A 20,326-nucleotide genomic window follows, 5' to 3' on the forward strand; every position below is an offset into this window, starting at 1 on the left:
GACCGTGCCCCTCGTCCCCTCGGCCCGCAGACGCGTCGCCCTGCTGCCCGCGCTCGCGTCCTGCGTGGCGGGCATCGTGCTCCTCCACGCCCTCCTGCTGCGGATCGCGCGGCTGCGGTTGGACGGCGCGGAGGCCGGGGTGCCGGCCGGGGCGGAGGCGGCGTCGTCGGGCTCCGGATGGTTCGACGCCGTCGCCGGCCTGCTCGCCCAGACCACCGCACCGCAGTTCTACGGCTCCGCGCTGGCGGGGCTGGGGATGATCGCGGGCGCCGGGGCGGCCCACCTGGCGGCCTCGCGGCGCTCGCGCTGGCGGGGGTTCGACGTCGCCTACGGCACCAGGCTGTGGCCGTGGGTGCTCGCCGCGGCAGGCCTCGCGCTGATCCTGTCCGACCTGCTGTGGGGCCGGGTGCGGCTGGAGGGGCAGTGGGGGGCGGCCTTCTCGGCCTTCGTCTCCGCCGCGCCTGCGATCGTGCTGATCTACGGCCCCGGCTGGCGCACCGCCGTGACCGGGGCCGTGCTGGGAACCCTCACGACGCCGCCGCTCGCCCTCCTGCTGGTCTCCGCCGCGGCAGACCCGCTGGGCCTGCCGCGCGTGACCGGGAGCGTGGCGGCCATGGCCCTCGGCGCGCTGGCGTCCTTCCTGATCTGCCGGGCGCTGCCGTGGATGCGGGCCCCCGCCCCGCTCCCGCCGCGCCGCGACGTCCAGGTGGAGGCCAACCTCATCGCCGAGCAGGGCGCGGCCGGCTCGGGAGGGCGTCGCTGGTGGCGCCGCCGCGGCCGGCGCCGGGTCCGCGGCTTCGGCATGCACGACGCGCTCTGGCTACCCCGCCGCGCGCTCGCGGACTTCACCGAGGCGCAGTTCTACGGCAGAGAGTGGGCCTCGCTGGGCCTCATCGGCGGGATGCTGGTGGGCTGGTGGTGGACGCTGCCGGCGGGAGCGGGCGTCTCCGCCCTGATCCCGGACGTGCTCGCCGCCCAGCTGCTCACCGCCTGCCTGGCGGTGTGGCTCTACGCCGACCGGTGGTCGGCGGAGGGCTGGTACCCGACCTTCGTGCCGATCGTCTCCCTCGTCCCGGCCGCCGTGCTCGACCTCGGGGGCGGCTGGCCTGTCATCCTGGCCGCCAGCGCGCTGGGCGCGGTGATCGGCCCGAGCCTGGCCCGGAGGATCGCGCGGCTGCTGCCGGTGGACTTCCACCCCTTCATCGGCAGCGTGGCGGCGATGTGCCTGCTGACGGCCGGGGGAGTGCCGGTGCTGCGCCTGTTGCTCTGAGGCGCCCCACGGGCGCCCTCTCCGGCTCCGCCCCTGCATCCGGAGCCCTCCTGCACCGTGCCCGTCCGCAGGCGGCGTCATCCGGCACCCGCCCCTTGCCCGCCTTCGCGCGGCCGATATCATCCGGCGCCTTTCCCCCCCCCTCGCACGCCCGGCGTCATCCGGCGCCCCGCGACGCGGGGCGTGGTACCTTGCGGGCATGACTCAGCACTCGCACCATGAGGCGGGAGAGGCCGGGGGGCGACGTCGTTCCGGCTGGCTCTCCGTCCCCGCCCCGCGCCCCCAGCTCGATCCCGAGACCGTCCGGCACCGGTATCCTCGGCTGAGGACCCAGGTCTTCCTCGGCATCTTCATCGGCTACGCCGCCTACTACCTCATCCGCAACAACGTCCCGCTGGTGGCCTCCATCCTGGAGGCCGAGTACGGCTTCAGCACCTTCGGCCTCGGCCTGATCACCAACGCGGCCCTGCTCTCCTACGGCTTCAGCAAGTTCCTCACCGCGATCATCTCCGACCGCTCCAACGCCCGCTGGTTCCTGCCCATCGGCCTGGTGCTCTCGGCGATCGCCAACATCGTGCTGGCCTTCTCCTCGGCGCTGAGCGTCACGGTCGCCCTGTTCGCGGTCATCATGATCTTCAACGGCCTCTTCCAGGGCATGGGGTGGCCGCCCTCGGGCCGGGTCGTGGTCCACTGGTTCTCGACCAACGAGCGCGGCTCCAAGATGGCGATCTGGAACCTGGCGCACAACGTCGGCGGGGCGGGCGCGGGCCTGCTCGCGGCGGCGTCGATCTCGGCGTTCGGCCAGTGGCAGGCCGCCTTCTGGGCGCCGTCGATCGTCTGCGTGGTGCTGGCCGGCGTCGCCTTCCTGCTGATCAGGGACAACCCGCCCTCGCAGGGGCTGCCGCCGATCGCGGAGTACCGGGACAACCCGGACAAGGTGGAGACCACCGAGGCCGAGGACTCCGAGTCCACGTGGGAGCGGGTGCGCAAGCACGTCCTGACCAACCGGACCATGATCAACCTCGCCCTGGCCAACGTGTTCGTCTACACCCTGCGCTACGGCGTGCTGGTGTGGGCGCCGATCTACCTTGTCCAGGTGCGCGGGGCGGACCTCGGGGCGGGCATCGCGGGCTTCTCGGTCTTCGAGCTCGCGGGCATCCCTGGCACGCTGCTGTGCGGCTGGGTCTCGGACAAGGTGTTCAAGGGGCGGCGCTCGCCGGCGGGCGTGCTCTTCCTGGTCGGCGTGGGGCTCGCGGTGCTGCTGTACTGGCTCCCGGCGCGCGACGAGCCGCTGTGGCTGGCCTACACGGCCCTGGTGCTGATCGGCGGACTCATCTACGGGCCGGTCATGCTGATCGGCCTGCAGGCGCTGGACCTCTCGCCCAAGCACGTGGCGGGCACCGCCGCGGGTTTCACCGGCCTGTTCGGCTACGCCCTCGGGGCGACGCTGGCCTCCTCCGGCGTCGGGTTCATCGTCCAGCGCTTCGGCTGGGACCAGGCGTTCATCTTCATCCTGGTCTGCGTGGCCCTGGGCATCCTCTTCCTGCTGCTGGTCAACACCGACGAGAAACGGCTCGCCGAGCGGGCCCGCCGTCGCGCGGAGCAGGGGGAGCCGGAGTCCTGACGGCCTCGCACGTGCCCGCCGGTTCCGCGCCGGCCGCGCTATCCTGAGAAGCGTGGTGGAATCGGAATCTCAGCCCCGCCGGCGGGGGCGCCCGCGCAAGGCGCGCACCGGCGACGCCCGGGCGGCGATCGCCGACGCCGCCTCCGCCGAGTTCGCCGAGAAGGGGTACGATGCCGCCTCGATCCGCGGCATCGCCCGCCGCGCCCAGGTTGACTCGGCGCTGGTCCACCACTACTTCGAGTCCAAGGCCGGGCTGTTCGCCGAGGTGGTCAGGCTTCCCGTCCGCCCCGACGAGGTCATCAGGCCCAGCCTGGAGGCCCCGGACGCCCGCCTCGGCGAGTCGATCGCGCGCGCGGTGCTCACGGCGTGGGAGCGGACGAGTGTGAAGTCGGTCGGGGTGACCATGCTGCGCTCCGTCGTCAGCGACTCCGCCGCCGGCCGCCTCATCCGGCAGTTCCTGATGCGCGAGATCAAGGGATCCATCGCGCGGCGGCTGCGGGCCGGGGGAGCCGACGCCGAGGAGGCGGACCTGCGGGCGACGCTGGTGCTGAGCCAGCTGGCGGGCGCCCTCATCATGAGGCACGTCCTGGGGCTCGAGCCCCTGGCATCGCTGCCGGTCGAGGACGCGGTCGCCCGCCTTGCCCCGGCGGTGCAGGCGCACCTCGACGGGATCGCCGGGTAGGAGGCTGGGACAACGGCCGCGGGGGCCGTTTCCGGCGCACTCTGCCCACCCGCTGTCCGGGGAGCCCAGCCCCTGGCCCCTGACCGGAGAGCGCAGGCCCGCCCCCTCCCAGGACGTATTCCCGAGCCCTTGACCCCGGCGTCGGCCGGTGCCATTATTCATCACATGATGAATAACGTGGTCGAGACGCGGGGCCTCACGGTCCGCCGCGGCCGCAGGACCGTGATCGACCGGCTCGACCTCGCGGTGCCCCGCGGGGCGGTCGTCGGCCTCCTCGGGCCCAGCGGCAGCGGGAAGACGACGCTCATGCGGGCGATCGTCGGCGTGCAGGTCGTCGCGGACGGGACGGTGACCGTGCTCGGCCGGCCCGCGGGGAGCGCGCCGCTGCGCGGCCGCGTCGGCTACATGACCCAGCAGGCCAGCATCTACGAGGACCTCAGCGTGCGGGCGAACCTGCGCTACTTCGCCCGCGTCCGGGGCGCGCCGGCTGCCGAGGTCGAGCACGTCCTCGAGCGCACCGACCTCACGGCCCAGGCGGACCAGCTCGCCCGCACGCTCTCGGGCGGCCAGGCCAACCGGGTCTCGCTGGCGGCGGCCATGCTCGGCTCCCCGGACCTGCTCGTGCTCGACGAGCCCACCGTCGGCCTCGACCCCGTCCTGCGCGCCGACCTCTGGGACATCTTCCGCGGCCTCGCCGAGACCGGCACGACCCTGCTGGTCTCGAGCCACGTCATGGACGAGGCGACGCGCTGCGACCGCCTGCTGCTCATGCGTGAGGGCGAGGTCATCTCCGACCTCACGCCGGAGGAGCTGCTGGAGTCCACCGGCGCGCAGAGCGCCGAGGAGGCGTTCCTCAGCATCATCGAGGCCGACGCCGCCGACGCCGCCGACGCCGCCGACGCCGCCGACATCGGCGTGGGCACCGCCAGCACCACCGACGCTGTTGGCACCTCCGGCACAGACGCGCCTGCCGTGCGGGCGGCGGGGAGGCCGACGTCGCCGGAGGTGACCCCGCCCGGGTACCGCCCGCGCCATCGACGCGACGCCGTACCCCGCTCGCGCTCACAGGGCGGACGGGACGGGGACGTCCAGGGGGAGGAGACGCCATGACGCCGCGACGGACGCTGGCCACCGCCGGGCGCGTGCTGCTGCAGATCCGCAACGACCCGCGCACGATCGTCCTGCTGCTGGTCGTGCCCAGCCTGCTCATCGGCCTCGTGGCCTGGATCTTCGACGAGACCGAGGTCTTCGCGAGCATCGGCCCGGCGATGCTCGCGCTGTTCCCCTTCATCGTGATGTTCCTCGTCACCAGTATCTCCACGCTGCGCGAGCGCCGCAGCGGCACCCTGGAGCGGCTGCTGTCGATGCCGATGGGGCGCGGCGACTTCATCCTCGGGTACACGCTCGCCTTCGGCCTGCTGGCCGTCGTCCAGACCTCGGTCGCCGTCGCCTACGCGACGCTGGTCTGCGGCCTCGAGATCGAGGGCTCCGTCGGCCTGCTCTTCGTCGTCGCCGTCGCCGACGCGCTGCTCGGCACCTCGCTGGGGCTGCTCGCCAGCGCCTTCGCCCGCACCGAGTTCCAGGTCGTGCAGTTCATGCCCGGGCTGGTGTTCCCGCAGATCCTGCTCGGCGGCATCTTCCTGCCCCGCGGGCAGCTCCCCGGCGTGCTCGAGGTGATCGGTGACTGGCTGCCCCTCTCGCACGCGATCGACGCGCTCACCGCGGTCGCGACCGGCGACGAGGATGCCGGGTACGTCTGGCTGCGGGTGTTCTTCATCGCCTGCTGGGTCGTCGGCGCCGTGACCGTCGGCTCGCTGACGCTGCGCCGCCGGACGTCGTGACCCGGCGGGGCCGCCACGGGCAGGGCCAGGGGTGGGCGCCTGCGGGCTGAGGACTGCGCGGCACGAGCCCCTCGGCATCCGCGGGCACATGGCCGGCGCTCGGTACCCGCGGGCACGACGTCGGCGCGGCCGGCGCCCGCGGACAGGACGTCGGCGCCCGACGCCGCGGATCTCACCCGCCCCGCGCCGGAGCCTCCCGCTCGCCGTCCGCGGTCCCGAGGAACTCGGCCTCCGCCACGCTGGGCCCGGGAGGGCCGAAGACCTCGATGAGGACGTCCTCGTCGCGGTAGGAGGCGTGCCGGATCCACCCCGGGGTCTCCGCGAGGGCCCGGTGCACCTGCTCCGCCGTCCGGTGGGCCTCCTCGATCGGGTGGCGCCAGTGCACGGCGATCAGGAACCCGTCCGGGGCCAGGGCCCCGCGCGTCCGTTCCCTGAAGGCGGCGAACTCGGCCTCCGAGAGGTAGTAGCCCAGCTCGCTGAGCACGACGAGGTCGAGGGGCCCCTCGGGCACCTCGCTCGCCGCCCCCTCCCGGAACTCCACGTTCGCCGCCGGCACCCTCTGCCGGGCGGTCCGCACGGCGGAGGGCACGACGTCGCTCGCCAGCACCTCCTCGCAGCGCTCGGCGAGCCGGGCGGTCAGCCAGCCGGAGGAACACCCCGGCTCGTAGGCGCGGCGGAAGCGGCGCCGGGGCAGCATCGCCGTCGTGAGCTCGAACTTCCGCTGCTCGTACCAGCGTCCGTCCACCGCCCACGGATCCTCCGACTCCCGGTAGAGGGAGGCGAAGTCCATGGCCGCTGCGGGGAACAGGACGAAGCGCTCGCGCCACATCGTCTCGAGCGCGTGCTCGGTGATCACCGGGGCGCCCGCCGGGCGGTCGACGGCGCGGCCGAGCCCGGCGTCGAGCTGCGTGGAGAAGCGGCGCATCGCCTCCACCCGGGCCTGGGCCATCGCGGGGTCCACGGGGATCGTGCGGGCGAGGTCCCACTCGACCGAGGGATCCTCGCCGGCCTTCGCGTGATGCCAGAGCCACACCGGCACGTGGACGAGGTCCAGGTCCCGGCGGGCTTCCGCGGCCCTGACGGCGGCGCGGCCGACGGCCTCGTGGTCGGGATGGCCGTCCCGGGGGTGGGTCGCCGCGAGCCAGGCCCCGCGGGGCAGGGGCTCCGCGGCGGCGAGGACGGCCCCGGCGATCTCCTCCTCGTGCCCGGCCAGCGAGCCGTCGGGCAGGTCCAGGGGGATGCGGCGGATGCCGGGCGCGCCCTCGGCGCGGAAGGTCGACTCGAGCACGGCGAGGGCCTCCTGGGACTCGCGGCGGCGCACGGCGGCCAGCTCGGCCGCCGCGATCTCCTCGGGAGGGTGGGAGCCCTCGCCCTCCGTCGCGGCGAGGACCACGACCGGCGCCCCGGCGCGCAGCGCCGTGACGATCAGCGGGGCGGCCCCGAGCACCTCGTCATCCGGGTGCGGCGCGAGGACGATCAGGGCGGGCAGGCTGCAGGGGGCCCACCGGCCCGTCAGAGGGTCCTCGCTCCCAACCGGCCAGGGCGGGAGGGCGGCATCGAAGGCGCGCAGCTCGGCCGGGGTGCTGGCGGCGGCGGCGTCGCCGTGGAAGGCCGGCTCGCTCATGCCCGGCCCCCTTCCGGGTCCGCGGCGTCCCCGGGCTCCGGGCCGAGGCCGATCAGGGTGTCCCACGGGTCCGCCGCCGCTTCCCCCGGCTCGTCGGCCGAGGCGGTATGGGCCCCGGCCGAGGTCCGGGCGGCCTCGACCGATGCCCGGACGGAGCCCTCAGAGGGCACGCCCGCCTCGGAGGCGGCCTCGGCGAGGGCCGCCGCGACCGCCGCCTCGTCGCGCTCGGCGTGCGACTGCCGGACGTAGACGGAGAGGTCCACGGCCAGCCGGGCGTGCGCGGCGTCCTCGCTCAGCGGGCCGGGGCCCAGGGCCCGGCCGGAGCGGAGGGCCACCTCGTCGCAGAGCCGCTCGACCCGGGTGCGGACCAGCAGGGCGCGGGCGGCCGCGGCCGGCCCGGCCTCCTCCGGGTGCCGGTCCACGTGCTCGGCGCTCCGGAGCAGCAGCGACCACCCCGCGGCCAGCTCGCCCGCCGCCGCCCCCGCGTGGGAGCGCAGCAGCTCGGGGGCGCCGGGGCGCAGGGCGCGGTCCAGGAGGGGACCGGCCAGGGCGCGGGCCCCGCCGAACCAGCACGCGGCCACGCCGATGCCGCCGTGCCAGAAGCCCGGGCGGTCCAGGTAGTCCGCGTGGGAGCCGAGGCGCCGGGCGGGGACGTCGTCGAAGGCGACCTGCCCCGAGTCGCTCTCCGCCATCCCCACCGCGTTCCAGGTGCCCGGCACGGGCGCGACGCCGGGGTGCGATAGGTCGACGGCGAACAGGCCGGTGCCGGCGTCGCCGCCCTCCGGCCCGGTGCCGTCCCCGGTTCCCTCCTCCGGCCCGGCCTCCCGGGCGGTCACCAGCGCGTGGGTGGAGCCGGAGGCGCCCGAGCACCACGGCTTGACGCCGCGCAGCGTCCACCCGCCGCCGGATGCGGCCGGGATGGCGCGCAGCACCGGGCTCGGCGGCTCGGCGGCCCACACGCCCCACCGGCTGCCCGGCTCCACCAGGTCCGGCAGGCCGAGGTCGGCGGAGATGGCCGCGGCGTCGGCGTGCGCCTCGGCCAGGCGGGCGGCCACCAGGTCCCGGCGGGCCCACCCGGCCAGCGTCCGCCATCGCCGGAGGGTCCGCCCCCGTCCCGGCAGCGGGAGCCGGCGGGCGGCCGCGAAGAGGCCCGCGGCGTCGGGGGTGATGGGAGGGGTCATGGGATCTCCTTCAGGAAGTGGGCGAAGCCCCCGGGAGCGCGGCCCGTCAGCCGTCCCGAGGTCACCACGGTCAGGGTGGGCGGGCGGACCACGCGCATCCCGGCGGCCGTGGCCCGGAGGTACAGGTCGACGTCCTCGTCACGCGGGAGCGGGCGGAAGCCGCCCAGGGTCAGGTAGGCGCGCGCCGTCATCGAGAGGTTCGCGCCGTGGACGTGCTCGTGGAAGCCGCGGTGCACGCCGAGGGCGTAGTCGGTGCGCCACCGCGTGCGGCGGGGCTCCGCCAGCGAGGCCCGCCCGACGCCGACGGTCCCCAGCACCATGTCCGCGCCCTGCGCCCGGTGGCTCAGCTGCCGGGCGAACCAGGTGGGCGGGACGAGGGTGTCGGCGTCGGTGGTGGCCAGCCAGAGCCGCTCGGGGGAACGGTGGCCGGCCAGGGCGAGCTCGAATCCCGCCCGTCGGGCCGCCCCCACGCTGCGCGCCCCGATCTCGAGGACCTCGGCGTCCCGGCTGCGGGCGATCTCGGCGGTCCGGTCCCCGCAGGCGTCCGCCACCACGATCAGGCGCAGCGGGGTGCGCGCGACGCGGGCGGCACGGCGCAGCGCGTCGACGGCGGCGCCGATGCTCGGAGCCTCGTCGTGGGCGGGGACCACCGCTGCGATCTCACACCCGCGGTCTCGCCGCCGGGCGGATGTGGTGGCATTGATGGGGTCTCTCCCTCGGGCTGGTGCGTCCTCCCATCGTCCCACAGGGGAGAGGGAGCGCCCAGGGCTAGCAGAGCGGATGTTCGCCCTCGGCGCCGGCGCCGAGGAGCTCGCAGACGGCCTGGACGGTGCTCCTGGCGAGGGCGTCGTCCACGGGCGAGTCGAGGGGCAGCATCAGCCGGGCGAGGACCGGGCCCATCAGCAGGTCGCGGACCGTCTCCACGGGGACGGCCCCGGCCTCGATCTCGTCCCGCTCGGCGGCGGCCTCCAGGATGGCCTCGAGGCGCGTGCGGCGGGGCACGGTGAAGTACTCGGCGAACAGCTCGCGGACGGCCGGGTCGAGCCGGAGGGGCTCCATGAGGCCGGCCAGGTTGTGGCGGAACAGCGGCGAGGACAGGGCGGTGATCTCGTCCCGCTGGAAGCGCAGGAGGTCCCCGCGCAGCGAGCCCGTGGTCTGGTAGGCCGGGCGGGTGTAGTGGCTGTTGAGCACGTCGAGGACCAGGTGGGCGAGGTTCGCGTAGCGGCGGTAGAAGGTCGGCCGGGTGGTGCCGATCTCGGTGACCAGCCGGTCCACCGACAAGTGCGAGTAGCCCTCGTCGGCCATGATGCGCTCGGCGGCCTGCATCAGTGCCTCGCTGATGCCGGATTGGAAGGGCCGCCCTACTTTTCTGCTGGTCACACCGTCACAGTAGCAATCGGGGCAGGGTGGTGGACTCGTCGAACCGCTCCTGACAGCATCATGACAAGACATGTCGGCCTCTCGGACAGCAGCTGCTCGTTGGGCGCCGCGTACGGCATGGTCCACCGGACGGTCACCGGGGGCGCGACGGCTCGCCGAGCACCATCGCGTCATCCGGCGAGGAGCGCCCGGACGTCATCCGCACCATGGCACGCGGCCGCGGGAGCCGATGCGGCGGCCTCTGCCGGGCCCGTGCCCAGAGACCCCGACAGGAGCGCAGGTTCCCATGACACAGCGAGCCTCCTCACCCTGCCCCGGCGACGCCCCCCGCCCCGAGGACGCCGACGTCGCCCCCTCGCGGAGGACGGTGCGCCAGGCGGTCGCCGCCTCTGCGATCGGCAACGGCACCGAATGGTTCGACTACGGCATCTTCGCCGTCTCGATCACCTACATCACCCACCACTTCTTCCCGGGCGACGCCGCGACGGGCACGCTCCTCTCCCTGGCCACGTTCGCCTTCTCCTTCGTCATGAGACCCCTGGGCGGGCTCTTCTGGGGGCCCCTCGGCGACCGGATCGGCCGCAAGCGGGTGCTGGCGATGACCATCCTCCTGATGGCCGGCGCGACGTTCCTGATCGGGTTGCTGCCCACCGCGGGGAGCATCGGGGCGGCGGCGCCGGTGGCCCTGATCGTCCTCAGGGCCGTGCAGGGCTTCTCCTCCGGCGGCGAGTACGGCGGGGCCGCCACGTTCATGGCCGAGTACGCCCCGGACCGGCGTCGCGGCTTCTACGGGAGCTTCCTTGAGTTCGGGACGCTCGCCGGCTACGCCTTCGGCTCCCTCATCGTCCTGACGGGCGAGATCGTCCTGGGCGGCGAGGCGATGATGGAGTGGGGATGGCGCATCCCCTTCCTCGTGGCGGGACCGCTCGGCGTCGTCGGGCTCTATCTGCGCTCCAGGCTCTCGGACTCCCCGGTCTTCGAGGAGCTCGAGGGCCGGCAGGAGCGGCAGGGCGCGCTGGCGGGCCTGAAGGTCCTCTTCCGCGACCACTGGCGCCGGATGCTCGTCATGACGGGGCTCGTGATCTCCGTGAACGTCGTCAACTACACCCTCATCAGCTACATGCCCACCTACCTGGAGGGGCAGGTCGGCATGGCGAACAGGACGGCCCTGACCGTGATGTTCCTGGCCCAGCTCATGATGATGCTGCTGATGCCGCTGGGCGGGGCCCTGTCCGACCGGCTGGGGCGCAAGCCGCTCTGGTACGCCTCGCTCGTCGGCCTCATCGTCTTCTCCGTGCCCATGTACCTGCTGATGGACCAGGGGTTCTGGCTCGCCCTGCTGGGCTTCGCGGTGCTGGGCCTGCTCTTCATCCCGCAGCTGAGCACCATCTCCGCGACCTTCCCCGCCATGTTCCCGGCACCGGTCCGGTACGCTGGGTTCGCCATCACCTACAACGTGGCGACCTCGGTCTTCGGGGGCACCGCGCCCCTGCTGAACGAATGGCTGGTCGGTGAGACGGGCAACGCCCTCGTCCCCGCCTTCTTCATGGTCGCGGCCTCCGTGCTGGGGCTCGTGGCGACCCTGTTCATGAAGGAGACCGCCGGCGCCTCCCTGCGCGGCACGGGCGTTCCCGAGACGGGCGTCCAGCCGATCCTCCCCGAAGGGACGAAGACACCATGAACCACACCCCGGGCCCGGCCCTCGAGGGCCCCGAGACGCCCGCCGTCGTCGTCGACCTCGAGGTCCTGCGGCGCAACGTCCGCCGGATGGCCGACGCCGCCGCCTCGGCCGGCCTGGCCCTGCGCCCGCACGCCAAGACCCACAAGATCCCCGAGATCGGCCGCCTGCAGGTCGAGGCCGGCGCGGCCGGGCTGACGGTGGCCACCGTGGGGGAGGCGGAGGTCTTCGCCGAGCACGGGATCGAGGTGCTGTTCATCGCCTACCCGCTGTGGGTGACGGAGCGGATGGCGCGGCGGCTCCTCGACCTCGCCGGACGGGTGCGCCTGAGCTTCGGCGTCGACTCGGCGGAGGGGGCCGCCCATGCCGCCCGCCGCCTGGCCGCCGCGTCCGGCGGGGCAGGCGGAGCCCTGCCCGAGGTGCTGGTGGAGGTGGACAGCGGCCACCATCGCAGCGGCGTCGCCCCCGGGCACGCGCTCGCCGTGGCCGAGGCGGCGCGGGCCGGCGGGCTGGAGGTCGCCGGGGTCTTCACCTTCCCGGGGCACAGCTACGGGCCCGGCGCCGCGGCAGGCGCCGCGCACAGCGAGCACGAGGCCCTCACCGAGGCCGCCTCCCTCCTCGAGGAGGCCGGCTTCGAGGTCAGGCGGCGCAGCGGCGGCTCGACGCCGAGCGCCCTGCTCACCGAGCCCGGCGGCGCCACGGAGATCCGGCCGGGCGTCTACGTCTTCGGCGACGCGCAGCAGCTCGAGCTGGGGCGCTGCGCCGCGGAGGACGTCGCGCTGACGGTGTGGTCCACGGTGGTGAGCCGGCACGAGAGCCCGGAGGGCCCGCGCCGGACGGTGCTGGACGCCGGGAGCAAGGTGCTGGGCGGGGACCGGCCGGGGTGGGCGAGCGGCTACGGGCGCCTCGCCGACCACCCGGAGGCCCGGATCGAGGCCCTGTCCGAGCACCACGCCACCGTCGTCTGGCCGGAGGACCGGGAGCTGCCGCCGCTGGGCTCGCGGCTGCGGGTGATCCCCAACCACGTCTGCCTCGTGCCCAACCTGGTGGACGAGGTGCTCGTGGACGACGGCGCCTCGCTGCGGGCCTGGCGGGTGGCCGCCCGGGGCCGCAACAGCTGAGCCGGTGCCGGGGCGGCGTCGTGACGGTCCTGGAGCCCGCGGAGGGCGGGCCGGCCTAGCGGGCCGCGGCGGCCTCCTCCGGCGCCCCCGAGGAGGGTACCCGCCGGGAGAGCCGGCCGTGGCGGCGCAGCCACATCTCCATCGGGATCGTGCACAGCGGGGGCACCGAGGCCGCCAGCGCCACGACCCCGGCGACCACGCCCCAGCGGAGGCGGACCGCGGCGATCACCGTGACCAGCACGTAGAGCAGGAACGCGAAGCCGTGGGCGTAGCCGAAGACCGTGACGACGTCCTCCGTGGTGCGGGTGACGTACTTGAGGAACATGCCGGTCAGCAGACCGAGCCAGGTGAACGCCTCGATGAAGGCGATCGTCGCGTAGAGGCGGCCGATGCCGCTGAGGGGCTGCTTCATGGGGGTCTTCCTGCTTTCTCGGAAGGCGCCGTTCCGTCGGAAGGCGCCGGTGCCCCGGAGGGCTCCGGGGCGTGGTCTCATCGGGATGGGGCGGGGCAGGCGGGTGTGGAGCCTCAGCGGACGCGGAGCCGGCGGTGCCGGCTCACGGCGGCGTGGACCTCGTGGCGCCGGGGCAGCGCGAGGTCCCCGCGGATCCTGCGGGGGCCGGTGAGGGAGTCGAGGCCCTCCTCCTCGAGCGCCTCCAGCGCCCGCCGGACGGCCTCGCCGAGGCTCGTCTCCCCGTCCAGGGAGGCTCCGACCCTCTCCAGCAGCAGTGCGATGGCGGCGGTCTGCGCGCCGTCCACCAGCTGCGGCAGGTACGCGAGGTCGATGTCCTCCTTCCCGGCCTGGATCGTCTCGCGCCCGCGGGCCCGCGGCGGCTTGCGCTCCTCGGAGCGGAGGCAGCCGCGCGCCGGGATCCGCTCGCCGGAGCGGGCGAAGGCGCCGGCGGCGGGGGCCTCCGCGGCGTCGTCCTGCGCCGCGTGCCGGGCCGCGATCCGCCGGGCGTGCTCCGTGACCTCCTCGGGGACGTAGGTGTCCATCGCGACGACGTGGTCGGCCACCGGGAAGAACGCCCCGGACCCGCCGGCCACCAGGACGGTGGAGACGCCGCGCTCGTCGAAGAGCGCGCGGACCCGGTCCACGAAGGGGGTGATCGGCTCCGAGCCGGCCGGGATCAGCTCCCGCATGGCCCGGTCGCGGATCATGAAGTTGGTGGCCGAGGTGTCCTCGTCGATGAGCAGGGCCGAGGCGCCCGCCTCCAGGGCCTCGGCGAGGTTGGTGGCCTGCGAGGTCGAGCCGGAGGCGTTGGCGGTGGTGAAGGCGGCGGTGTCCGCCCCGGAGGGCAGGTCGGAGATGAAGGGCGAGATGTCGACGCCGGCCGCGGCCCGACCGTCCTCCGCCCGGATGCTGACGGCGTCGGGCACCGTGAGCACCCACTCCCGGCCGTCGCCGCCCAGGTGCGGGTACACCCCGCGCTCCACCGCGCGCAGCAGCGTCGACTTCCCGTGGTACCCGCCGCCCACGATGACCGTCACCCCGCGCGGGATGCCCATGCCCGTCACGGTGCGGCCGCTGCGCAGCGTGAACTTGGTGCGCAGCGAAGCGGGGGAGCGGAAGGCGACGCCGCCCTCGAGGGGCAGGTCGGAGACCCCGGAGCGCCGCGGCAGCACCGCGCCGTCGCCGACGAAGGCGATCAGGCCCCGCTCGGCGAGCTGGCCGTACAGGTCCAGCTGGTCCAGGTGCAGGCGCACGTGCTCGTCCAGCCGCTCCCGGTCCATCCCCTCCAGCAGGGCCGAGTCCTCGATGAGCCGCGGCAGCTCCTCGGTGAGCAGGCGGGCGGCGGCCCGGCCCTTGACGCGGCGGCCCGCGGCCGGCAGCGAGGCCGTCATGCGGACCTCCACGGCGTCGCCGTCGATCACGACGCTGCTGCGCTCGAGGACCTCCTGGCCCGGCCGGGTGATGCGCAGGTCGCGGGAGGCCTCGGCGAGGCGGGCGGCGAGGTCGCGGGCGAGGAAGTCGGCCACGGCGGTGCGCTGCTCGCGGGTGGCGGTGGCCTCGGCCGGCACGGAGGACTCGGCGAGCGAGACCACCGCGCGGATCGAGGACGGCGGCGCGTAGGGGTCGCTCTGGACATGGTCGACCACGAGGTCGCAGGCGCCGAGGTCGTAGCGCCCGACCAGCCGCTTGTAGGCGCCGTATCCGGAGCCGTCCATCTGGTTCAGGGTCTGCTGCAGCTGCTCGCGTTCGCGCACGGGGCTCCTCGGGGATCGGCGGGTCTTCCTCCCGCCCCACCGTAGCAATCCGGGGCGTCACGAGGGGCTTCCGGCGCGCGCTTAACAATCGCTCGAGGTTGTCGAATCCGCGTAGAATGGTGTCATCAGGGCGTCAGCGAGGGGCGGCGCCCTCGGGGAACGCGGACATGAGCCTAAATAAGATAGCCAAGCTATGTAATTGGTGGTAGGATTCCAGATATGCAGTCATCGCGCGAGACCCCCCAGGCCGACGCCGCCACCGAGCGCCGCGCGAGCGAGCTCATCGTCGCCGCCAGCCGCTTCGTCAGGGCGGCGTCGCGGCACCGGGGGAGGGACCGCTCGCCGATCGTGCTGCGCACGCTCTCCAACCTCCTGGCCAGCGGCCCCATGCGCATCGGGGACCTCGCGGTCGCCGAGCACATCACCCAGCCGACCATGACCGGGGTGGTCAAGCGGATGGAGCTCGAGGGCCTGGTGGCCCGCGAGAGCGATCCCGACGACGGCCGCGCCTGGCTGGTCGCGATCACCCCGGCGGGCCAGGAGGTCCTCGAGGGCTTCCGCGTCCGGGCCGGCGAGCGGGTGGAGCCCGCCCTCGCCCACCTGACCGAGGAGGAGCGCTCCATCCTGTGGAGCGCGGCTCGCATCATGGGCAAGGTCACCGCCGAGCTCAACAGCGAGTAGCCGCACCCCGAAGCGCCGCCGCTCTCACCCGACGGGACGGCGGCATTTTTCCGGCCATATATATAGCAAGACAAAGTACACACGTCGATCCGAAGGAATCCCCCACAGATGTCATCCAGCACCTCGTCCACCGCGACGGAGACGCACGGGACGGCCGACGCCGCGCCGCCCAAGACGTCCATCCTGAAGCAGCCCATCGCCGTATGGGCCATCGCCTTCGCGTGCATGGTCTCCTTCATGGGCATCGGCCTGGTCGATCCGATCCTCCCCGCCATCAGCCAGGATCTGGACGCGACCCCCGGCCAGACCATGCTGCTGTTCACCAGCTACCTCTTCATCACCGGCATCGCGATGTTCTTCACCGGCTGGGTCTCCAGCCGCATCGGGGTCAAGAAGACGCTGCTCATCGGCCTCGTCCTGATCGTCGCCTTCGCCGCGCTCGCCGGCGCCTCCGGCAACGTCGGGGAGATCATCGGCTTCCGCGCCGGCTGGGGCCTGGGCAACGCGCTGTTCATCTCGACCGCGCTCTCGGCGATCGTCGGCGCCGCGGCCGGCGGCAGCGGCCAGGCCGTGATGCTCTACGAGGCGGCGCTGGGCGTCGGCATGGCGGTCGGCCCGCTGCTCGGCGGGCTGCTGGGATCCATCTCCTGGCGCGGTCCGTTCTTCGGCACCGCCGCGCTGATGGCCATCGGCTTCATCGCCGTCATGGCCCTGCTGCGCGGGCCCCAGAACTCCGCGCCCAGCGGCCAGAAGATCTCCCTGACCGCCGGCTTCAGCGCCCTGAAGGACCCGGCGCTGCGCATCCTGGCCCTGACCGCGCTGTTCTACAACTTCGCCTTCTTCACCCTGCTCGCCTACAGCCCCTACCCCCTGGAGGCCGCGGCCGCCCAGGTGGGCAAGGAGTTCGGCGCCCACGAGCTCGGCCTGGTCTTCTTCGGCTGGGGCCTGGCGCTGGCCATCGCCTCGGTGTTCATCGCCCCGCTGCTGACCCGCCGCTTCGGCCTGCGCCCCGTGCTGTACACCATGCTCGGCCTCCTGGCCGTCTGCATGGCGGTCGCGGCGTTGGCCATCGACTCCCTCGTGACGCTGATCGTCATGATCGTCCTCTCCGGCCTCTTCCAGGGCGTGATGAACACCGCCCTGACCGAGACCGTCATGGAGGCCACCTCCCTGCCCCGCTCGATCGCCTCCTCGACGTACTCGGGCGTGCGCTTCATCGGCGGTGGTCTCGCCCCGGCCATCGCGGGGCCGATCTCCGATGCCCTGGGCGCCGAGATCCCCTACTGGCTGGCGGTGGTCACCATCGCGGTGGCCATCGTGCTCCTGGTCTTCGGCGGCAAGCACCTGACGGCTCCCCGCCGTCCGCACGAGAGCGCGGAGGGCGAGGCCGAGGCCATCGCCGTCGGCTCCGAGTGACCGCGCCGTGAGCGCTCGCACCGCGAGGCGCTGAGGACATCCGCCGGGCCGGGTGCCCGTCCTCCACAGGGACGGGCGCCCGGCCCGTCTCATTGCGCGGCCGGCGGCGGCACCGCCCGGGGCCTCCTCGGCGGCGTTCCGGCGCGCCGCGCCAGGCCCCCGCCCTCGTCCTCGCCCCGGGACTCCGGGGAGAGCACGGCATCCGGGTGAACCTGTTCCGCCTCGCCCATCACTCGCCTAAGCCCCCTCACTCCTGCCGCCCGGTGGCCCGCACCGTGATGTTGATCCTCCCGCGGAGCACCCCGCACCCTTGCGGGGCGCTGCCCTCGAGGACCCTGGGGACCCCGTGGAACATGAAGCGGCTCGGACCGCCGAAGACGATCAGGTCGCCCGAGGCGAGCCGCAGGTCCTCGTAGGGGCGGGAGCGGGTCTGGGTGTTGCCGGCCCTGAAGACGGCGGTGTCCCCGATGCTCAGGCTCACCACCGGTGCCGAGGAGCTCTCGTCCCGGTCCTGGTGCATGCCCATCCGGGCGCCGGGCGGATAGTAGTTGACCAGGGCGACGTCGGGCTCGTAGGTCTCGGCCCAGGCGTCGAGGCGGGCGGGGTCGAGGCCCGGCCAGGAGGGGGCCGTGCGGGGGTCGAAGGCGCTGCGCAGGGCGGCGCGGGAGAGGCGGACGAGCCACTCGGGCAGCGGCAGCGGGGCGGCGCCCTCAGGGCCGGCCGTCTCACTCCACCCCGCCGGCCCCCACACGAGGCCGAGCGGGACCATCCGCACCGACATGGGGTGCCCGCCCACCAGGGGCGAGTGCGGGGCGATCGGCCCCCGGCCCCACTCCTCGAAGCGGTCCGCGATCCACCGCTGCCGCCGGAGGCTCAGCCAGGCGGGGACGTGCACGGCGCCGGGCAGCACCTCGCGCGCCCGGCGGTCCAGGCGCTCCTCGCCGAACAGCGCGTCGTCCATCTCAGGCTCCCTCCGGGAACGCGGTGCAGGGGGTCGCGGGGTGCGGGCCCTGACGCGAGCGGGCCGCCGTCCGCACCCCGCGGCGGGGGAGCGGACGGCGGCCCGGCATGCGTGGGTCCGAGGGTATCAGCCCTCGTGGACGTCGTCGTCGACCCAGTCGAAGGTCCGCGTCACGGCCTTCTTCCAGAGACGGTACTGCCGCTCGATGTCGGCCTCGTCCGCCTGCGGGCTCCAGCGCTTGTCCTCCTGCCAGTTGGCGGTGACGTCGTCCTCGCCGGACCAGAAGCCCACCGCGATGCCGGCCGCGTAGGCCGCGCCCAGCGCCGTCGTCTCGATGACGTGGGGCCGGATGACGTCCACCCGGAGCACGTCCGCCTGGAACTGCATGAGGAACTCGTTGGCGGTCATCCCGCCGTCCACGCGCAGCTCGGTCAGGTCGACGCCGGAGTCGGCGTTCATCGCGTCCAGGACCTCGCGGGACTGGAACGCGGTCGCCTCCAGCGCGGCCCGGACGATGTGCTCCTTGCGGGCGTAGCGGGTCAGGCCCACCAGCGCGCCGCGGGCGTCGGAGCGCCAGTAGGGGGCGAACAGGCCGGAGAAGGCGGGCACGAAGTAGCACCCGCCGGTGTCCTCCACCGACTTCGCCAGCTCCTCCGTCTCCTGCGCGCTGCCGATCAGGCCCAGGTTGTCCCGCAGCCACTGGATCAGCGAGCCGGAGACCGCGACCGAGCCCTCCAGCGCGTAGACCGGCTTCTGGTCCCCGAGCTGGTAGGCCACCGTGGTCAGCAGGCCGTTCTCCGAGAACACCGGCTCCTCGCCGGTGTTCATCAGCATGAAGTTGCCGGTCCCGTAGGTGTTCTTGGACATGCCCTTCTCGAAGCACGCCTGGCCGAAGGTCGCCGCCTGCTGGTCGCCCAGGATGCCCGCGATGGGGGTCCCGCGCAGCATGCCGCCGACGCGGCCCTGGCCGTACACCTCGGAGGAGGAGCGGATCTCCGGCAGCATCGACATCGGGATGCCGAAGTCCTCGGCGATGTCCTCCTCCCACTCGAGCGTGCGGATGTTCATCAGCATCGTCCGGGAGGCGTTGGTGACGTCGGTGATGTGGATGCCGCCGCTGGTGCCGCCGGTCAGGTGCCACATGACCCACGAGTCGGTGGTGCCGAACAGGAGGTCGCCCTTCTCGGCGCGCTCGCGGGCGCCCTCCACGTTGTCCAGGATCCACTTGACCTTGGGACCGGCGAAGTACGTGGTCAGGGACAGCCCCACGCGGTCGTGGTACCTGTCGTAGCCGACGTCGCCGGCGAGCTCGTCGCAGATCTTCTGGGTCCGGGTGTCCTGCCAGACGATGGCGTTGTACACCGGCTCGCCGGTGTTCTTGTCCCAGACCACCGCCGTCTCGCGCTGGTTGGTGATGCCCACCGCGGCCACCAGGTGGTGGTTGACGTCCGCGTCCGTGAGGCACTGCGCCACGGCGCGGCGCACGTTGCGCCAGATCTCCTGCGGGTCGTGCTCGACCCATCCCGCCTTGGGGAAGATCTGCTCGTGCTCGTACTGGGAGACCGAGACGATCTCGCCCTTCTTGTTGAAGAGGATCGCGCGGGAGCTCGTGGTCCCCTGATCGATCGCCAGCACGTACTGCTTGTCGGTGTCCAGAGTCTGTGAGAACAAGGTCGAGGTACCTGAATCTTCCTGCTGCGTCATTGCGGCTTCCTTTCTGTGGCGCCTCCGCGGGGGAGGCGGGGGTCTTCTCCGGCGGGCTGCGCCGCCGGGATCAGAGGGCGACGAGGAGCGGGATCACCAGGGCCGCCAGCAGACCGCCCAGGATGGGCCCCAGGACGGGGACCCACGAGTAGGACCAGTCGGAGCCGCCCTTGCCGCGGATCGGCAGCACGGCGTGCGCGATGCGGGGCCCGAGGTCTCGGGCGGGGTTGATCGCGTAGCCGGTGGGGCCGCCGAGCGAGACGCCGATGGCCAGCACGACCAGGGCGACCGGCAGCGGGCCGACCTCGGCCGGTGTCATGCCCGAGTAGAGGACGAAGCCGACGAGAACGAAGGTCGCCAGGACCTCGGTCACCAGGTTCCACCCGTAGGAGCGGATCTCGGGACCGGTCGAGAAGACGCCGAGCTTCAGGGCCGGCTCCTCGTCCTGGTCGAAGTGCTGCTTGTAGGCCAGCCAGCACAGCACGGCGCCGACGATGGCGCCGACCATCTGCGCGACGATGTAGATCGCGATGTTGGCGAAGGTGGCGGGGACGCCATCGGCCAGGTCCTCGCCCGCGGCGGCCATGCCGATCGTCACCGCCGGATTGAGGTGCCCGCCGGTGAGGTAGGCGGCGTGGACGCCGGCGTAGACGCCGAGGCCCCAGCCGAAGGAGATCATCAGCCAGCCGCCGGCGTGGCTCTTGGTCTTGGGAAGCAGCTGCCCCGCCACGACGCCCGCGCCGAGCAGGATGAGGATCGCCGTGCCGATGAACTCCGAGGCGAACATCCCCAGGGGTGTGGGGGCGCCGTCCTGGACGAAGGCGGGGGAGAGTCCGAGGATCCCCACCGCGTCGGATGCGAGAAGTGGAATCGACATTGCCACTCAACTTTCCTGGCACAGCACTGTGCCATCTCTTCAGAGGTGCCCCGGTCCCGCGAGCGCTGGACCGGGAGGTGA

The 20,326-nt window shown here is 73.7% G+C and carries 18 protein-coding genes; 9 read left to right on the plus strand and 9 right to left on the minus strand.

The window, feature by feature from the left end; all coding sequences use genetic code 11:
- The first annotated feature begins 4 nt into the window (after positions 1-4).
- The 5 genes from EWV39_RS05375 (at position 5) to EWV39_RS05400 (ending at position 5,417) form a co-directional block, all read left to right on the plus strand.
- Entirely contained in the window at positions 5-1,270 is a 1,266-nt protein-coding gene (locus EWV39_RS05375; RefSeq protein ID WP_129657544.1) for a hypothetical protein, read from the plus strand.
- Positions 1,271-1,469: 199 nt separating this feature from the next.
- Positions 1,470-2,894 carry an MFS transporter gene (locus tag EWV39_RS05385; RefSeq protein WP_129657546.1) on the plus strand — a complete coding sequence of 475 codons (1,425 nt, stop codon included), beginning with the start codon at positions 1,470-1,472 and terminating at the stop codon, positions 2,892-2,894.
- A 55-nt stretch (positions 2,895-2,949) separates the two neighbouring features.
- Positions 2,950-3,576, plus strand: a complete 627-nt coding sequence (locus EWV39_RS05390) for a TetR/AcrR family transcriptional regulator (RefSeq protein WP_165313167.1) — start codon at positions 2,950-2,952, stop codon at positions 3,574-3,576.
- Between the two features lie 168 nt (positions 3,577-3,744).
- Entirely contained in the window at positions 3,745-4,686 is a 942-nt protein-coding gene (locus EWV39_RS05395) for an ATP-binding cassette domain-containing protein (protein ID WP_129659070.1), read from the plus strand.
- Entirely contained in the window at positions 4,683-5,417 is a 735-nt protein-coding gene (locus EWV39_RS05400; RefSeq protein ID WP_129657550.1) for an ABC transporter permease, read from the plus strand. The genes EWV39_RS05395 and EWV39_RS05400 overlap by 4 nt, the downstream gene beginning before the upstream one ends.
- A gap of 172 nt (positions 5,418-5,589) precedes the next feature.
- Here EWV39_RS05400 and EWV39_RS05405 read toward each other — a convergent pair whose 3' ends face one another.
- From EWV39_RS05405 to EWV39_RS05420, 4 genes are all read right to left on the minus strand, one after another.
- The gene (locus EWV39_RS05405; RefSeq protein WP_129657552.1) at positions 5,590-7,041 is read right to left on the minus strand and encodes a bifunctional PIG-L family deacetylase/class I SAM-dependent methyltransferase; all 1,452 of its coding nucleotides are present in this window, start codon (positions 7,039-7,041) and stop codon (positions 5,590-5,592) included.
- On the minus strand, positions 7,038-8,222 hold the full coding sequence (locus EWV39_RS05410; RefSeq protein ID WP_129657554.1) for an acyl-CoA dehydrogenase family protein: 1,185 nt from the start codon (positions 8,220-8,222) through the stop codon (positions 7,038-7,040). Before EWV39_RS05410 ends, EWV39_RS05405 begins: the two co-directional genes overlap by 4 nt.
- Entirely contained in the window at positions 8,219-8,872 is a 654-nt protein-coding gene (locus EWV39_RS05415) for a glycosyltransferase family 2 protein (RefSeq protein WP_165313169.1), read from the minus strand. Before EWV39_RS05415 ends, EWV39_RS05410 begins: the two co-directional genes overlap by 4 nt.
- 118 nt (positions 8,873-8,990) lie before the next feature.
- A complete protein-coding gene (locus EWV39_RS05420; RefSeq protein ID WP_165313171.1) occupies positions 8,991-9,602 on the minus strand; it encodes a TetR/AcrR family transcriptional regulator in 612 nt (203 codons plus the stop codon).
- Between the two features lie 286 nt (positions 9,603-9,888).
- Between EWV39_RS05420 and EWV39_RS05425 the strand changes: the two genes are divergently transcribed.
- Both EWV39_RS05425 and EWV39_RS05430 read left to right on the plus strand, forming a co-directional pair.
- A complete protein-coding gene (locus tag EWV39_RS05425; RefSeq protein ID WP_129657559.1) occupies positions 9,889-11,283 on the plus strand; it encodes an MFS transporter in 1,395 nt (464 codons plus the stop codon).
- Positions 11,280-12,401: an alanine racemase gene (locus tag EWV39_RS05430; protein WP_129657561.1), complete on the plus strand. Its 1,122-nt coding sequence runs from the start codon at positions 11,280-11,282 to the stop codon at positions 12,399-12,401. Before EWV39_RS05425 ends, EWV39_RS05430 begins: the two co-directional genes overlap by 4 nt.
- A 55-nt stretch (positions 12,402-12,456) precedes the next feature.
- On the opposite strand, the gene EWV39_RS05435 is transcribed toward EWV39_RS05430, so the two are convergent.
- Together EWV39_RS05435 and EWV39_RS05440 are read right to left on the minus strand one after the other, a co-directional pair.
- The gene (locus EWV39_RS05435) at positions 12,457-12,813 is read right to left on the minus strand and encodes a DUF3817 domain-containing protein (protein WP_129657563.1); all 357 of its coding nucleotides are present in this window, start codon (positions 12,811-12,813) and stop codon (positions 12,457-12,459) included.
- Positions 12,814-12,926: 113 nt separating this feature from the next.
- The gene (locus EWV39_RS05440; RefSeq protein WP_129657565.1) at positions 12,927-14,606 is read right to left on the minus strand and encodes an ABC-ATPase domain-containing protein; all 1,680 of its coding nucleotides are present in this window, start codon (positions 14,604-14,606) and stop codon (positions 12,927-12,929) included.
- A 219-nt stretch (positions 14,607-14,825) separates the two neighbouring features.
- On the opposite strand from EWV39_RS05440, the gene EWV39_RS05445 reads away from it, so the two are divergent.
- A complete protein-coding gene (locus tag EWV39_RS05445; RefSeq protein ID WP_129657567.1) occupies positions 14,826-15,287 on the plus strand; it encodes a MarR family winged helix-turn-helix transcriptional regulator in 462 nt (153 codons plus the stop codon).
- A 108-nt stretch (positions 15,288-15,395) separates the two neighbouring features.
- The gene (locus EWV39_RS05450; protein WP_129657569.1) at positions 15,396-16,703 is read left to right on the plus strand and encodes an MFS transporter; all 1,308 of its coding nucleotides are present in this window, start codon (positions 15,396-15,398) and stop codon (positions 16,701-16,703) included.
- 247 nt (positions 16,704-16,950) lie between these two features.
- On the opposite strand, the gene EWV39_RS05455 is transcribed toward EWV39_RS05450, so the two are convergent.
- The 3 genes from EWV39_RS05455 to EWV39_RS05465 all read right to left on the minus strand — a co-directional run bounded on the left by EWV39_RS05455 (position 16,951) and on the right by EWV39_RS05465 (position 20,239).
- Entirely contained in the window at positions 16,951-17,664 is a 714-nt protein-coding gene (locus tag EWV39_RS05455) for an alpha-ketoglutarate-dependent dioxygenase AlkB (RefSeq protein WP_129657571.1), read from the minus strand.
- 126 nt (positions 17,665-17,790) lie between these two features.
- Positions 17,791-19,368, minus strand: a complete 1,578-nt coding sequence (gene glpK, locus EWV39_RS05460; protein ID WP_129657573.1) for a glycerol kinase GlpK — start codon at positions 19,366-19,368, stop codon at positions 17,791-17,793.
- Between the two features lie 70 nt (positions 19,369-19,438).
- Complete coding sequence (locus EWV39_RS05465; RefSeq protein WP_420329955.1) at positions 19,439-20,239, minus strand: MIP/aquaporin family protein; 801 nt, start codon at positions 20,237-20,239, stop codon at positions 19,439-19,441.
- Positions 20,240-20,326: the final 87 nt, after the last annotated feature.

This window comes from Rothia halotolerans (genome assembly GCF_004136635.1).
GTDB classification, from domain to species: domain Bacteria; phylum Actinomycetota; class Actinomycetes; order Actinomycetales; family Micrococcaceae; genus Rothia; species Rothia halotolerans.